Annotated in this window: 13 protein-coding genes; 12 read left to right on the forward strand and 1 reads right to left on the reverse strand. The window is 38.3% G+C overall.

The window, feature by feature from the left end:
* Window positions 1-3: 3 nt before the first annotated feature.
* From MHH64_RS11865 to MHH64_RS11920, 12 genes are all read left to right on the forward strand, one after another.
* Window positions 4-225: an MbtH family protein gene (locus MHH64_RS11865; RefSeq protein WP_095307392.1), complete on the forward strand. Its 222-nt coding sequence runs from the start codon at window positions 4-6 to the stop codon at window positions 223-225.
* Between the two features lie 2 nt (window positions 226-227).
* Complete coding sequence (locus MHH64_RS11870) at window positions 228-1649, forward strand: MDR family MFS transporter (protein WP_340001819.1); 1422 nt, start codon at window positions 228-230, stop codon at window positions 1647-1649.
* Window positions 1642-2343, forward strand: coding sequence for a 4'-phosphopantetheinyl transferase superfamily protein (locus tag MHH64_RS11875; protein WP_303447445.1), 702 nt, complete (start codon window positions 1642-1644; stop codon window positions 2341-2343). Before MHH64_RS11870 ends, MHH64_RS11875 begins: the two co-directional genes overlap by 8 nt.
* 335 nt (window positions 2344-2678) lie before the next feature.
* Window positions 2679-3203, forward strand: coding sequence for a hypothetical protein (locus MHH64_RS11880; RefSeq protein ID WP_095307388.1), 525 nt, complete (start codon window positions 2679-2681; stop codon window positions 3201-3203).
* A gap of 77 nt (window positions 3204-3280) precedes the next feature.
* Window positions 3281-3598: a thioredoxin family protein gene (locus tag MHH64_RS11885; RefSeq protein WP_095307387.1), complete on the forward strand. Its 318-nt coding sequence runs from the start codon at window positions 3281-3283 to the stop codon at window positions 3596-3598.
* 29 nt (window positions 3599-3627) lie between these two features.
* On the forward strand, window positions 3628-4437 hold the full coding sequence (locus MHH64_RS11890; protein ID WP_340001820.1) for a DUF1444 domain-containing protein: 810 nt from the start codon (window positions 3628-3630) through the stop codon (window positions 4435-4437).
* A 5-nt stretch (window positions 4438-4442) separates the two neighbouring features.
* Window positions 4443-5048: a YtpR family tRNA-binding protein gene (gene ytpR, locus MHH64_RS11895; RefSeq protein ID WP_340001821.1), complete on the forward strand. Its 606-nt coding sequence runs from the start codon at window positions 4443-4445 to the stop codon at window positions 5046-5048.
* 489 nt (window positions 5049-5537) lie between these two features.
* Window positions 5538-7904: a DNA translocase FtsK gene (locus MHH64_RS11900; protein ID WP_340001822.1), complete on the forward strand. Its 2367-nt coding sequence runs from the start codon at window positions 5538-5540 to the stop codon at window positions 7902-7904.
* Window positions 7905-8144: 240 nt separating this feature from the next.
* Complete coding sequence (locus tag MHH64_RS11905) at window positions 8145-9260, forward strand: nicotinate phosphoribosyltransferase (protein ID WP_095307382.1); 1116 nt, start codon at window positions 8145-8147, stop codon at window positions 9258-9260.
* Window positions 9261-9396: 136 nt separating this feature from the next.
* Window positions 9397-10707 (forward strand): UDP-N-acetylmuramate--L-alanine ligase, encoded by a 1311-nt coding sequence (gene murC, locus MHH64_RS11910; protein ID WP_095307381.1) that lies wholly within the window; start codon window positions 9397-9399, stop codon window positions 10705-10707.
* Between the two features lie 449 nt (window positions 10708-11156).
* The gene (locus tag MHH64_RS11915; RefSeq protein ID WP_118889031.1) at window positions 11157-11564 is read left to right on the forward strand and encodes a DUF948 domain-containing protein; all 408 of its coding nucleotides are present in this window, start codon (window positions 11157-11159) and stop codon (window positions 11562-11564) included.
* Window positions 11565-11585: 21 nt separating this feature from the next.
* Complete coding sequence (locus MHH64_RS11920; RefSeq protein WP_118889032.1) at window positions 11586-12077, forward strand: YtxH domain-containing protein; 492 nt, start codon at window positions 11586-11588, stop codon at window positions 12075-12077.
* A gap of 51 nt (window positions 12078-12128) precedes the next feature.
* Here MHH64_RS11920 and MHH64_RS11925 read toward each other — a convergent pair whose 3' ends face one another.
* Complete coding sequence (locus MHH64_RS11925) at window positions 12129-14261, reverse strand: cell division protein FtsA (protein WP_340001823.1); 2133 nt, start codon at window positions 14259-14261, stop codon at window positions 12129-12131.
* Window positions 14262-14305: the final 44 nt, after the last annotated feature.

Consider the following 14305-nt stretch of genomic DNA (forward strand, 5'->3'; position numbering starts at 1 on the left):
ATGATGAGCAATCCTTTCGAAAACCCGGATGGAATTTATGTAGTCTTAATCAATGAGGAAGGCCAGTATTCACTCTGGCCCGACTTTCTGGATATACCATCAGGATGGGAACATGTTTACGGAGCAGACAATCACGAAAAGTGCCTGGATTATATTAAATCACATTGGCATAATCAGATGCCAAATAGTTTGAGAGTATCTGAAAGCATTGGTTCCAGGGCTTAGGAATGAAGCAATATTTTAATGCTAGAGTAGCAGTTGTCATTGTTTATGTACTTGCTATGTTTATGTCTGCTCTTGATAGTACCATCGTTAATGTAGCATTACCGGCAATTGGGGAAGCGTTCGACGTTCCCCCTTCTGCTACTGGAACAATCAACATCGGCTATCTCGTTAGCTTAGCAATGTTTCTTCCAGCAGCTGGTTGGTTTGGTGACCGTTTTGGAACGAAACGTGTATTTCTAGCCGCGCTTGCACTATTTACGATTGCATCAGCATTATGCGGAATAGCTCACAATATGTTTACATTGAATCTGTATCGAATTTTGCAGGGCATAGGGGCAGGTTTTCTTACCCCTGTTGGTATGGCGATTTTATTTAGAACGTTTACCCATGAAGAACGGCCAAAGCTTTCACGTATACTAATTATACCAATCGCACTTGCACCTGCACTTGGCCCGGTAATTGGCGGATTGCTTGTAGATGTTCTTTCCTGGCGATGGATATTTTATATGAATATTCCAGTTGGCATACTAGCCTTAGTAATTGGGAAGGTATACTTGCAGGAACATCTGGAGGAAGCGGTAGGGAAATTTGATTATAAAGGTTTTTTACTGTCGCTATCAGGTTTTTCGATGTCAATTTATGCACTCACACAAGGTACGATAAAAGGTTGGACTTCTCCGGAAATTCTAATTACTGGTCTTGTCGGTATTTCTTTCATGATTGCGCTCGTTCTTGTAGAACTTCGTATCGACAAACCGATGATCAATTTAAGCCTCTTGAAAGATCCGATGTTTCGCATAATGAGTCTAATCAGTCTCTGTTCAGCGGCTGGTTTATTGGGGATGCTTTACGTATTTCCGCTCATGTACCAAAACGCATTAAATGTAAGTGCTTTACACACAGGACTAACAACATTTCTAGAAGCGCTTGGATTAATGGCAGCTTCTCAAATCATGCCTTGGACCCTGAAAAGACTTGGATTGCAGCGTCTGCTAGTCTTTTCACTATTAGGAACCATTATTGTATTTATACTCATTGCACTATCGGCATCATCAAATCCATGGTTGCTCAGAGTATTGATGTTTGGTATTGGCTTTTTCCTGGGCCAGACCGTAGGAGCTGCACAAATTTCTGCATTTAAACATATCGATTCTGCTTCTATGAGCAGAGCAACAACATTATTTAATATGCAGAACAGACTAGGCTCTGTACTTGGTGTAGCTATATTGTCCAGTGTACTCGGTGCATCGGATGCAGCAGGGGCTGAACATATTGGATTATTGAACTACCAGTATGCATTGTTCGGCGCTGCTATATTTCTAATTATCGCATGGATCATTGCAATGAGATTTAAAGAAACGGAAAATAAGCGTAAGCCACAGTTGCAATCGGAAGATGTGGAAAGGAGCAAAGGGATTGGTTGAAGTTTATATTTGTCAATTACCCGAACAAAAAAGCCAATCAGAGCTAACATCCATGCTGGCATATGTATCTGGCGAAAGGCAAAAACGATTAATGCAATTCTTTCACCTCGCAGATGCTTACCGTACACTGGTCGGTGAACTGTTGATTAAGCATGTGCTTTATAAACAGTCAGGGAAGCGAGCGAAGGATATTACAATAGAAAAAAATGCATATGGTAAGCCATATTTTCCAGATTATCCTTCTTTACAATTCAATATTTCACATTCTGGTGATTTTGTTGTCTGTGCGGTGCACGATCAGCAGGTGGGCATTGATGTAGAAGAGGTAAGGGTATTTGATTTATGTATGGCTAAGCAGCTTTTTACCGAGTTTGAATATTGGGAAATACTTGCAGCAGAGAATAAAAGCCTTGTATGCTTTGATATTTGGACAATGAAAGAAAGCTATGTGAAGGCATTAGGAAAAGGGTTGGCTATTCCTCTTGATTCTTTTCGGGTGAAAAAAATAAAGATGGACCAGGCTGTTATTATAGATATGGATAGAAATGAAGAGATTAAGGGCTTCATGCTAAAGCAATTTACAATTGCAAAAGACTACAAGCTTGCTGTATGTGCACATGGTGCAAGTGAATATAACTTTTGTAAATATCCGGATCAGATAAGTTTTCACCACTTATGTAACGATGTTATGTAGAAGTCAAAAGCTTTGGAAAAGGATAACCTATAATAGCATACAAATTGTTTTTATAAATTATAAAACGTGAGCGGTGGTCCTCTACTGCTCACGTTTATTTTGGGTGAACTGATTATAACCAAATAGACTCTAAAGTGTTATTGGTTCTTTAGCTGTTTTCATCGACTGCCTCCAGTTTTATCACCTTTCAAAAATGTTCGATTTATCGAACTCCCAAAAATATGGATGAAGTTCGTACGTTGCTAACTGGGCACAGCCGCTTTTGTTCTTTAAAAATAAATCATTTCATAGTATCATGAACAATGGCTAAAAAGTACGTACTAGGAGGAAGCGTCGTGAAAAATTTAATCGTTACGCTATCTGTAACAGCTTTAGCTATTATATTGCTTGCTGGGTGTGGATTTAAATCAGAGGAAGAAGCAGTAGCTGATGCAAAAGAAGCGGCTGAAGCGGTATTTTATAGTGATACACCGGTTGAAACAAATTATGAAATGGAAAGTAATTCTATTTATATACCTGATCGTTTAGAAGTAGAGAGCAAAGATGAAAGTAATTTGATTCTTGTTGATGGGAAGCAAACATACATCGTTTTTTATAACGAATTTGAACCCGCTTCAAGTGAGTTGAATTACGAGGCTGCTCAGTCAGATCAAGCACTGGTGCTGGATTCGTACAGTGATGGTGATAAATTTGGGTATATGCGAATTCTGCCTGACGATGGAGAGGGCTACGAATTACAAATTGGCATTGGAGGCGCTAAAATCACCACATATACCCAAAAGTCTAGAATCAAGAATGATGCAAGTGAGTTAATGAACATTGCAAAATCAATTGCTATCGAGCAGGAGAGCATAGAGTAAACACATGTTCAACCCTTGATAATTGAATCATACTTGAAACAAAGCTATGATAGTAAAGGAAAGGGAGTTGAGACGAAATGAAACAGTTAGAAACAGTTGAGCAATTTAATGATTTAAAAGATAATGAACGTGTTATTTTTATATTTTCCGCTGGCTGGTGCCCAGATTGTCGTGTTATTGAGCCGATATTACCTGAAATTGAACAAGCCTATTCACAGTATCAATTTGTCGAAGTAAATCGAGATAATTTTATTGAACTTTGTCAGGACTACGATATATACGGCATTCCAAGCTTCTTAGCTTTCGTAAACGGCAAGGAAGCTGGTCGCTTTGTTAGTAAGGACCGGAAAACAAAAGAAGAGATTGAGCAATTTATTAACGGACTATCGGTATAAGCTCAAGTGGTACAGGAGGTGACGATTGCATGAAAATGACGAGCTTTAAAATGAAAAAAGTATTGGAAGAACGTTTTGCGAATGAATATTTTAAGACTTCGTTTAATCGTGATAAAGATACATTCAGAGTAGAATGGAAGGAATCGAACCAAGGAATTACAATTACATTACCAAATGTAATCGTAAAATACAATCAGCGTGGAGAAGTGGCTATTGATGAGCTGGAGGAGCATGTGAGAGAGGCGCTCCGAATTATGAATGAGGAGCATCAGCTTGCGGGAATGGAGAAACATATATACCCTGTTATGCGTTCACCGTCCTTTCCAACGGAAACCAAAGCCGGTACAAAGCTTGTCTATAAGGATCATACAGCAGAAACGCGTGTTTTCTATGCGCTAGATTTAGGTAAATCCTATCGGCTGATAGATGAAAAGCTTCTTGAACAAGAAGGTTGGACTGCTTCACGCATTGATGAAATAGCAACATTTAATGTACGTTCCTTGAGTCTTGATTATAAGCACGACCAAGTAGCTGATAATGATTTTTATTTTGTTGCAACACAGGATGGCTATGATGCAAGCAGAATATTAAATGAAGCTTTCTTAGAAGAGATGAAGGCGAATGCCAAAGGTGATTTAACTGTAGCCGTTCCCCACCAAGATGTGTTAATCATAGCTGACATTCAAAATAAAATGGGGTATGATATTTTAGCGCAGATGACAATGAAGTTCTTCGCGGAAGGACGTATACCAATTACCTCTCTTCCATTTATTTATGAAAATAAGAAGTTAGAACCAATCTTTATACTTGCAAAAAATAGACCTGAAAAGAAAGGATGAATGTAATGGATGTTTTTTACAATCCAGATGGTATTGGTGACGTGTTACTGATTCCAATCAAGGATGGAGACCGTTATGAAATCGAACACGAAAGATTCGGTCCAATTACAAAAATCACTTCAAAAAAAGGTGAGGTGCTTGGCTACAATATATTTGAAGCTTCGAAGCATTTTGATTTAGCAGAAAAGGGAAAGATAAAGTTGACGGAATCCTTCTTACAAGAGATTAAGCAATTATTCGCGGTAAATCAACTTAGTGATCAGCTTGATTTTGACTTGAGTCCAAAATTTGTAGTTGGCTATGTAACAAGTAAGGATAGCCATGAAAATGCCGATAAATTGAGTGTTTGCCAAGTTGACGTGGGTACCGAAACATTACAAATTGTATGTGGAGCACCGAATGTGGATGCAGGTCAAAAAGTAGTCGTGGCTAAAGTTGGCGCAACAATGCCAAGTGGTTTGAAAATCAAACCTTATGAATTACGAGGAGTACCATCAAATGGTATGATTTGTTCACAAAAAGAATTAGGGCTCCCGAATGCGCCAGCGGAAAAAGGAATTTATGTATTGGATGATTCTTATTCAGTAGGAGAAGAATTTATCACGCATTAACGGGCTGGTCGACTTAGATCGCGACGTCCTGTGCGTTGTGATACCCACCCTCTTTGCGTAAGAAATACAAAAATGTGAAGGTGGGAGGGAGATAAATATCCCGTAACTCCAGATTCTGTTCAACTAACATTCAGTAAGGGAGGAAAAGAACCTCCTTTACTGAATGAAGTTTTACTTTATCGTTTAAATAAGGCAAAAGGACAACCTTTCACATGTGTGCGAGGTTGTTTTTTTCATTTACCTGCCTACTTTTAATTAAGTTTTTTCATCTTCATCAAGTTACATAGATAATCGACATTGCTTGAGACCCAGAGAAGATGATGGTAAACCAGGTAATTCAACTTATGTTTTCTTACATACGTTTCAAAAAAACCTAAAAACTGCTAGAATAGAAAATGATTAACTATAATGTTATACCATTATTGTATGGGGATAGGCAGGAAAGGTTTCTATTTTCCTGTCCGCTAAAGAAAAGAAAGAGTGATAGATATGTTTGAACAATGGAAGAAAAAATTAAAAAATATATTTACAGAAGAAGTAGAAGTGGAAGTTGAAGAAATTGTGGAGATTAAGGCAAACCCTAGCCTTCATAATAAAGAAAATAAACAAGTTGAAGCGAGAATGATGTATCAGTATCCTGAGAAAAATTCATTTCGTTTTCCTGTTATACCTGATGTGCCAACAAAAAAAACGGTAAACCGGCCAGCTGAAAGTAAAGTTGATTATGAAACGTCTGCGCCCACATTTAAAAAGGAGAAGAAGCGGGAAGAAAGAAAGTTTGAAGAACCGATAAGACATGACAGGAAAGTATACAAAAAGAATCCTGACATTCCATTCGAGCCGACAGACGTACCATCGCCAATTTATGGCTATCAAAAGAGGCAGAAAGAGAAGGAAATAGAAAATGTTCCTGCATATAAACGGAAGGATCAAATACAGGAAGAAAAACGTAATGAAGAACAGATTCCTATCTTCTCAAAGATAGAGGAACGCAAACAAAAATCTGCGTCACCAATAGAAGTGAAAAACAAGGCAGTTGAAAGTATTACAAAGGAATCTTCTCTTAATAAAGAAGAGACAAGCCCTGTAATCGAGGCAGAGAAAGAGGCTGCAGCTACAGAAGCTCCTCTAGAAAATGTAATAAAAACAGAAGATACGAGTTCCGAAGTGCAGGAAAGAAATCGAAAAGAAAAAATTAATCCGATTAGCACACAACAGAATCAGCGAGTATCGGAAAGAAGAAGTGAAAGAAAGTCGGAACCATTTAATGTTATCATGACACCTCGTGATAAAAAACGACTTTATGACCGAAAACGTAATGAAGTATGGAAGCAACAGGCAGCGACAATAGAAAAGATGGAAACAAAGGAAACGCAGCAGGAAGAAGAACCTGTAACTCAACAAGGAGCAGTGGAGCAGGAAGTTATTGATATCATACAGCAACAAGAGCTTGTACGGGAAGTCCCTGTTCACTTACTCAATGATCCGGTAGAAAAAAACAATGACGACAAGCTTTGGGTAACAGAACAACAACAGTTGCTAGAACAAACGCTAAAATATTTTAATGTACGTGCACGTGTCGTAAAAGCGACACAAGGACCATCTGTTACAAGATTTGAAGTTCATCCAGAGTTAGGCGTTAAGGTAAGCAAGATTAAAAATCTTTCCGATGATTTGAAATTGAACATGTCTGCAAGAGATATCCGTATCGAAGCCCCGATTCCGGGGAAAAATACAGTTGGAATTGAGGTGCCGAATCTGAAAGCAGAGATGGTAGGCTTGCAAGGTATTTTTGAAACGGAAGAATTTAAAGAAAGTAAATCACCGCTTAGCATTGCACTCGGCTTAACGATTGAAGGAAATCCAAAGATCACAAATATCCAAAAGATGCCACATGGTTTGATTGCAGGTGCAACAGGTTCCGGGAAGAGTGTTTGTATTAACACGATTTTAATTAGTCTCATCTACAAAGCAAATCATGAGGATGTTAAATTTTTGCTCATTGACCCGAAAATGGTCGAGCTAGCACCTTACAATGGCATTCCACATCTAGTTGCACCAGTTATAACAGATGTGAAAGCTGCAACACAAAGTTTGAAGTGGGCAGTGAATGAAATGGAAGACCGTTACGAGAAATTCGTTCAGGAAGGTGTGCGAGACATTGAACGCTACAACCAGAAGGTAATCAAACAAGGTCGTAGCAGTGTAAAAATGCCGTTCATCGTAATTGTGATTGATGAGCTTGCTGACTTAATGATGATGTCACCGCAGGATGTGGAGGATTCAATTAGCCGAATCGCCCAAAAAGCGAGAGCATGCGGGATACATTTATTATTGGCCACACAGCGTCCATCTGTTGATGTTATTACAGGACTAATTAAAGCAAATATCCCAACACGGATTGCATTTAGTGTATCGTCCCAAATTGACTCGCGGACTATTATTGATTCTAGCGGGGCGGAAAAGCTTCTTGGAAGGGGCGACATGTTATTTGTAGAGAATGGTGCTGGTCAAAGTGTCCGTCTACAAGGTCCGTATGTCTCCGACGAGGAAATCGAACGGGTAACAAGTTATGCTAGAAGCTTAGCTGAGCCGAACTATCTATTTGAACAGGAACAATTGCTGGAGCAAATTACCGTAGATGAGGATGCGGATGAATTAATGGATGAAGCAATTCAATTTGTTATGAATCACCAAAGTGCAAGCACATCGCTCTTGCAGCGTCATTTTAAAATTGGCTACAACCGGGCAGCACGCTTGATTGATGCACTAGAGGAACGAGGTATTATTTCTGGACAAAATGGAAGTAAACCGAGAGAAGTATTAATTAGTCCATCCCAACTAGATGAAATGTAATTTACCATGCATTTGCGAGCTTAACACCTCCACCTTAAGTGTGAGAAAAGCAAAAACGTGAAAGTGGGGTTAACATCCCGTAAATTCCTGATTCTATTCAAAGGCCTGCGGGTCTCCCTTGTGGTGCTACCATTTAGTGGAGAAAGGACCCCCACAAAATGAAATTTCACTTTATTTGTCTAGTTGGGGAATTTTCTATATGATAAAAGAACGAATTGTTACTGATAAGGAGAGCCTATTATGAAAGAAATTGAACAAAAGCTAGAAGGTAAAATTAAACGATTAACGAACAGAACCTTTAAATTTGACGAAAGAATCCGTGAGGGATGGTTTTCAGCCGTTTACTTTCTTAAAACGAAAAAAATTGCAGAGGAAAAATTAGCAAATAATTATGTAACGATGCAATTTTTTCAAAAGGAGCATGCTGTATTATGTGGAACTGATGAGGTAATTGCATTGTTACATACATTTGCAGACCGTCCAGAAACGCTGAAAATCCACTCGCTAAAAGATGGAGATAGAATCAGTCCGTACGAAACAGTTCTCACAATTTCTGGGTCTTATCAGCAATTTGGCTTTTTAGAAGGAATTATTGATGGAATCCTTGCAAGAAGAACATCTGTAGCGACAAATGTATACAATGTGGTAAAAGCTGCACGAACCTCCGGGGAGCAAAAACCAGTTGTTTTTATGGGAGATCGTGATGACCACTACACGACTCAGGCAGGGGACGGATATGCTGCATTTATCGGTGGGTCCACTGCACAAGCTACGCACGCCATGAATGAATGGTGGGGTAAAGAAGGAATGGGAACAATGCCGCATGCATTGATTCAAATGTTCCGTGGAGATACCGTAGCAGCTGCTAAAGCCTATCATGAACTATTTCCTGAAGATGATTTGGCTGCGCTTGTTGATTACAATAACGATGTGATAACAGATTCATTAAAGGTTGCCAGAGAATTTGGAGATGCTCTTAAATCCGTTCGTCTCGATACATCCCGTACATTAGTGGATAAGTACTTTTTAAGAAACCATCATTTAATGGGAACTTTTGATCCAAGAGGTGTGAATCCCGAATTACTTTTTGCATTAAGAGAAGCATTGGATGATGACGGCTTCCAGCATGTTAAAATAATGGTTACTGGCGGATTCACAGAAGAACGGATTACCGAATTTGAAAAAGCTGGAGTACCTGTAGATATGTATGGTGTTGGAAGAAGTTTACTACGCTTAAATGTTGGGTTTACAGGAGATTTAGTACTGCTTAATGGAAGTCCGGAAGCGAAAGAGGGACGCAGATATAGACCAAATCCACGATTGGAAAAGGTTGACTATAACGCTCCAAACGCATGATACAGCCGTGCTTTCGAAAATAAGAGAAAAGTATTTGAATCTATATCAATTTTTGCTATAATGAATCGGTGTGAATATCCTTTCATACAATTATTTGCAGATGTAACGTTTGTATGAACAAGTTGGAGGTTCGTTTATGACAACTTACCATTTTATTGGTATTAAAGGGACAGGAATGAGTGCTCTTGCGCAGATCCTTCATGATTCGGGTGAAAAGGTGCAAGGGTCTGATTATGAGAAAAAATTTTTTACGCAGGAAGCACTTGAAGAAAAGCAGATTCCAATTCTTGCTTTTTCTGAAAGTAATATTAAAAAAGAGTTTACCGTTATTGCCGGAAATGCATTTTCAGATGAGCATATAGAAATTCAGGAAGCGAAAAGATTAGGCTGTACATTTTACAGATATCATGAATTCCTTGGCGAATGGTTGAAGCAGTATACAAGCATTGCCGTCACAGGTGCACATGGGAAAACATCAACAACTGGGTTATTAGCCCATGTGTTAGATGAAACATTCCCTATTTCTTATTTAATAGGTGATGGTACAGGCAATGGTCATGTTGACAGCCAGTATTTTGTTTTTGAAGCTTGTGAGTACCGTCGTCATTTCTTAAGCTATGAGCCTGATTATGCGATTATGACAAATATTGATTTTGACCATCCAGATTACTTTACGAGTCTTGATGACGTAGTCGATGCGTTTCAATCCATGGCAGACCGAGTAAAAAAATGTATTATTGCATGTGGTGATGATGAAGAACTGCAAAAGATTCATACGAAGGTTCCGGTAATTTATTATGGGTTTGCTGCAACAAATGACTTCCAAGCTCAGAATGTGCAGGAAACAGAAAATGGAACGCAGTTTGACGTGTTTGTAAGAAATACGTACTATGAAACGTTTACGATTCCGATGTATGGAAATCATCATATTCTAAATGCGCTATCTGTCATTGCGATTTGCCATTATGAAGGTATTCAAGCAGCAGATATTAAAAATCTATCTACATTTAAAGGGGTTAAGCGCCGCTTTAGTGAAAAAGAAATTGCTGGTCAAGTAATTATTGATGATTACGCACATCATCCAAGGGAAATTACGGCTACAATTGAGTCTGCGAGAAAGAAATACCCGAATAAGCAAATTGCAGCTGTTTTTCAACCACATACATTTACAAGAACAAAAACATTCCTGCAAGAGTTTGCTGATAGCCTAAATGAAGCAGATCACGTTTATTTATGTGATATCTTCGGCTCTGCTCGAGAAGAATCGGGTCAGCTGTCAATTAATGACTTACAGCAATTAATTTCAGGAAGTGAAATCCTCGAATTAAATCAAACAGAAGTGTTACAGCAGTTTAAAGACAGTGTTCTAATTTTCATGGGTGCTGGTGATATTCAAAAATTCCAAAAGGCGTATGAAGAGACGCTAAAAAACTCAATAAAAAACTAATGCCGTAAACCATCAATTCTAGTAATTGGTGGTTTATTTTTTACTTGTAATAAAATCAAAGTATTTTAATTAGACCACGTTTATACGGTTGAGATAAAATGATAGAAATTTGCTGTTTATGTTTACGGAATAAATTATATGGGAAAATAAGCTATACAAGTAAGATATATTTTTCATATGAGTAGGCAGGAATTCTATCATATTTGTCGAAATTGTTAAAGGAAAGGGTTATACTATAAGGGCAAAGGAATGAAGTGGCAAGCCGCTATGGAATAGAAGGTTTTGTGCTTTATTGTACTTATTCAGCGCGTTTCTTCGCTCATACATAGGTTTACCCTTTATAATTTGGGGTATTATTTTAAAAAGTGTATGATTGTATTAATAAAGAAATGCTCTTATTAGAACCAACACAATAGCAATACTACACGAAAAAGGAGCTGATTTTAGAAATGGAAGTTATATTATATATTGCCGCACTTCTTGCAGTTATCGCATTTATCGTGCTGGTAGTATATGTAGTTATCACATTAAAAGCAACAAAAGAAACGCTAAACAACGTATCAAATACAATGCAAGGACTAGAAAAACAAATACAAGGTGTTACAACGGAAACAACGCAGCTTTTGAATAAAACTAATCGTTTAGCTGACGATATCAATCATAAATCTGCAAAGTTAGATGGTCTATTTGAAGGTGCTAGTGGTATTGGTGATACAGTCAAAGATTTCAACCAAACATTGCGACAACTTTCCAATACAGTTTCCCGATATTCTAAAGAAGATCAGGAAAAGGCTGCACAAGCAGTGAAATGGGGAGCTTCCATATTGGAATATTGGAATAAAAGAAAAAGAAAATAATTAACTCTAGGAGGAATAAGGATGCCAGAAAACAATATTAATACGAAAGATTTTATTATCGGATCATTAGTAGGGGCAATTATTGGTGGATCAACAGCATTGCTGTTTGCCCCAAAATCAGGAAGAGAGTTAAGAAGTGATATTAACCAAGGTGCAACACAAGTTAAGGATCGTGCCAGCGGATTCAAGGATGCAGCCCAAGAAAAAGGAATGGAATTGAAAGATAAAGCATTCGCTACAAGTGCTGACCTGACTAAGAAAGCTGTTGATACGACATCACAACTTACTAAAAATGTTGCACAAAAGTCTCAGGAATTAAGAGAGAATGTTGCTCAAAAATCACAAGAATTAAAAGAAAATGCTTCTCAAAAAGCGAATGAAGTGAAAAAAGATGCTGCAGAAAAGGCTGAGGAAGTAAAAGCAGATGCCGAGCAGAAGGCAGAAGAAGTAAAGGCAGATGCATCGAGCAAAAAAGAAGAGGTTAAAAAAACTGCAAAAGCAGCAACAAAATAAGATAAAAAGGCTGTCACAAAAAAGTGACAGCCTTTTTAAAACCTTTTTTATTTAGTCTTCCCAGCGAATCTCTAGCTTATCTCCAGTGATAATTTTCTCATCAAACGAGGTGGGGAGATTATTCTTCAACAATTTAAACTTTCCGTTTGCCTTGGTTAAATCGATGTGTACATAACGAAAAACATCCTGAAAAATGAATGGCTCTATTTTTCTTTCTTTCAGCGTAAGTACATCGTGTGGCTGAATAGGGTCCTCTATACTTAATAAATCCTCATCTCGCTTGATTCTAACAAGAGGTTGTGTCAATATAACCTTTTCATCATTAAACGTGACAGTGACCTTATTTAAAGCTTTTTTATCAAGCTGCTGTAACAGATCATGGACGGTCGGTTGCTTTGCTAGTATGACTTCTATTCGATCATTTTGTTTTAAGGTGTCATCTAACGCTGATTCTTCATTGTTGACCAAAATTCTAGTTGTCCCAGTAGTTAGCGTGATAGAATGGTTATTGAGTCGTATTGTAAATGGTTTTGTAGTGATACTCGGAACCAAATTTCGCTCTTGTAAAAATGCACGGATTGTTCTTGTTTGTTTCCAGGTGACTTTGTCGCCATCTTTTATACTATAATTTGAGTTTTTAATACTGCCATTTACATAAAAATCTGTTTGCAGCTTATAAGGCTTTTTGTTATAGAAGATAGTCATAGATGGAGCTTCACCTATAAGTTCCTTTAAGGTCGTCTGTACTGGCTTTCCATCGGCACCAGCAACAAATTCAATATCATCTCCATCTATAATTAAGTCATCAACGTGGGCGGCGTTATTGTTTAAATAGATTTGCGGTGCTTTGCCAAAGCTGCCAGGTAGTGTTATTTCTTTACCATTTACAGTAACAATAGAGGCTAACCCTGGTTTTCCATAAAGCTTATTCAATTTGATCCCAGCTTGAATCAAGCAATCGCCAATAGTAAGTTGCTTCATCTCAAATAGTCGAATGACTTGCTTGTTCACTGTTACACTCACATAGTGCACAGGATTTTGTCTGGCGGCAATTGCAATACCAATTGGCGTAACAAAGTCAGGACCCGTTGGGACACCTTCATGACGTAAATTTTGGATTGCGTCGCTTCCACGAATAGCAACCCGATTATGCGGAAGATCCATTTTATCTGCAAGATTTGTTGTTAAGTTTGGTGTTAAGCTTCCTCCACCAACAAGCATGATTGCACGCGGAGCTTTTGCATTTAACTGAAGAATTTCAGTAGCTATTGCTTCAGCCAGACGCTCGACAGATGCTGCAATATCTTTGGCAAGTGTCTCATAGGTGATGACAGATTCAAAACCTAGTATATCTGCAACCGTGTATTCCCCGTTATTCACGATTGCTCGTTTCGTTTCCTCAGCCTTAGGAAAATCAAGTAAGTAATGATCACTTATCGCTTCAGTCACTTCATCACCAGCGATAGGTACCATTCCATAGGCTACAACAGTACCTCTATCCGTGATTGCAATATCACTCGTTCCTGCACCAATATCAACAAGCGCTACATTCAGTCTGCGCATCGACTCGGGTATTAACACATGGATCGCTGCTATTGGCTCTAGTGTTAGAGCCTCCATATCCAGATCTGCACGTCGAAGGGCCGCTAGCAATGATTCGACAACTATTTTAGGAAGAAACGTAGCAATTATTTCAACTGTAGCTTCTTCACCGCTCTGGTCAATGAGCGAGCCGATTTGTTCTTGATCTAACTTATAATTTAGAACAGAATACCCAACACAGTAATAGTTATTGTAATCATTATTTTTATCTTTTTTCGCTAGCGTTTGCTGTGCGTGTTGAACAGCAGTGAGCTCTAAATGCTTGATAACATCTAAATCTGTAATTGGGTGATGATGCAATGAAATGGAAGCACTTGCTTCCACTGTTTTTAATGATCTTCCGGCTGCGGCAACACAGGTTTTGGTAAACGGGCTACCTGCTCTTTCTTCAAGTTTTTCTTTGACCTCTTGAATGACTTGAGCAACCGCTACTACATTATGTATTTGTCCATCACGCATTGAGCGTTCTGTATGTTCTTTCATATAATAATCAATAACTTTGAATTTGTTATCGAGACTCTCCAATATAATGCCAGTAACGGAACGAGTGCCAATATCGAGGGCAAAAATAGGTTCTCCCATCGCTTAAACTCCTTCCTTTTAATAGTATGATAGTTTTTTACAAT

It is taken from the genome of Oceanobacillus sp. FSL K6-0127 (assembly GCF_037983385.1).
Lineage (GTDB): Bacteria > Bacillota > Bacilli > Bacillales > Amphibacillaceae > Oceanobacillus > Oceanobacillus profundus.

What these genes read in the sequence shown, in the direction of transcription:
- MHH64_RS11885 (WP_095307387.1), top strand. Translation starts at nt 3,281, where the DNA reads ATGAAACAGTTAGAAACAGTTGAGCAATTTAATGATTTAAAAGATAAT.
- MHH64_RS11905 (WP_095307382.1), top strand. Translation starts at nt 8,145, where the DNA reads ATGAAAGAAATTGAACAAAAGCTAGAAGGTAAAATTAAACGATTAACG.
- MHH64_RS11920 (WP_118889032.1), top strand. Translation starts at nt 11,586, where the DNA reads ATGCCAGAAAACAATATTAATACGAAAGATTTTATTATCGGATCATTA.
- murC (WP_095307381.1), top strand. Translation starts at nt 9,397, where the DNA reads ATGACAACTTACCATTTTATTGGTATTAAAGGGACAGGAATGAGTGCT.
- MHH64_RS11925 (WP_340001823.1), bottom strand. Translation starts at nt 14,261, where the DNA reads ATGGGAGAACCTATTTTTGCCCTCGATATTGGCACTCGTTCCGTTACT.
- MHH64_RS11870 (WP_340001819.1), top strand. Translation starts at nt 228, where the DNA reads ATGAAGCAATATTTTAATGCTAGAGTAGCAGTTGTCATTGTTTATGTA.
- MHH64_RS11915 (WP_118889031.1), top strand. Translation starts at nt 11,157, where the DNA reads ATGGAAGTTATATTATATATTGCCGCACTTCTTGCAGTTATCGCATTT.
- ytpR (WP_340001821.1), top strand. Translation starts at nt 4,443, where the DNA reads ATGGATGTTTTTTACAATCCAGATGGTATTGGTGACGTGTTACTGATT.
- MHH64_RS11900 (WP_340001822.1), top strand. Translation starts at nt 5,538, where the DNA reads ATGTTTGAACAATGGAAGAAAAAATTAAAAAATATATTTACAGAAGAA.
- MHH64_RS11890 (WP_340001820.1), top strand. Translation starts at nt 3,628, where the DNA reads ATGAAAATGACGAGCTTTAAAATGAAAAAAGTATTGGAAGAACGTTTT.
- MHH64_RS11865 (WP_095307392.1), top strand. Translation starts at nt 4, where the DNA reads ATGAGCAATCCTTTCGAAAACCCGGATGGAATTTATGTAGTCTTAATC.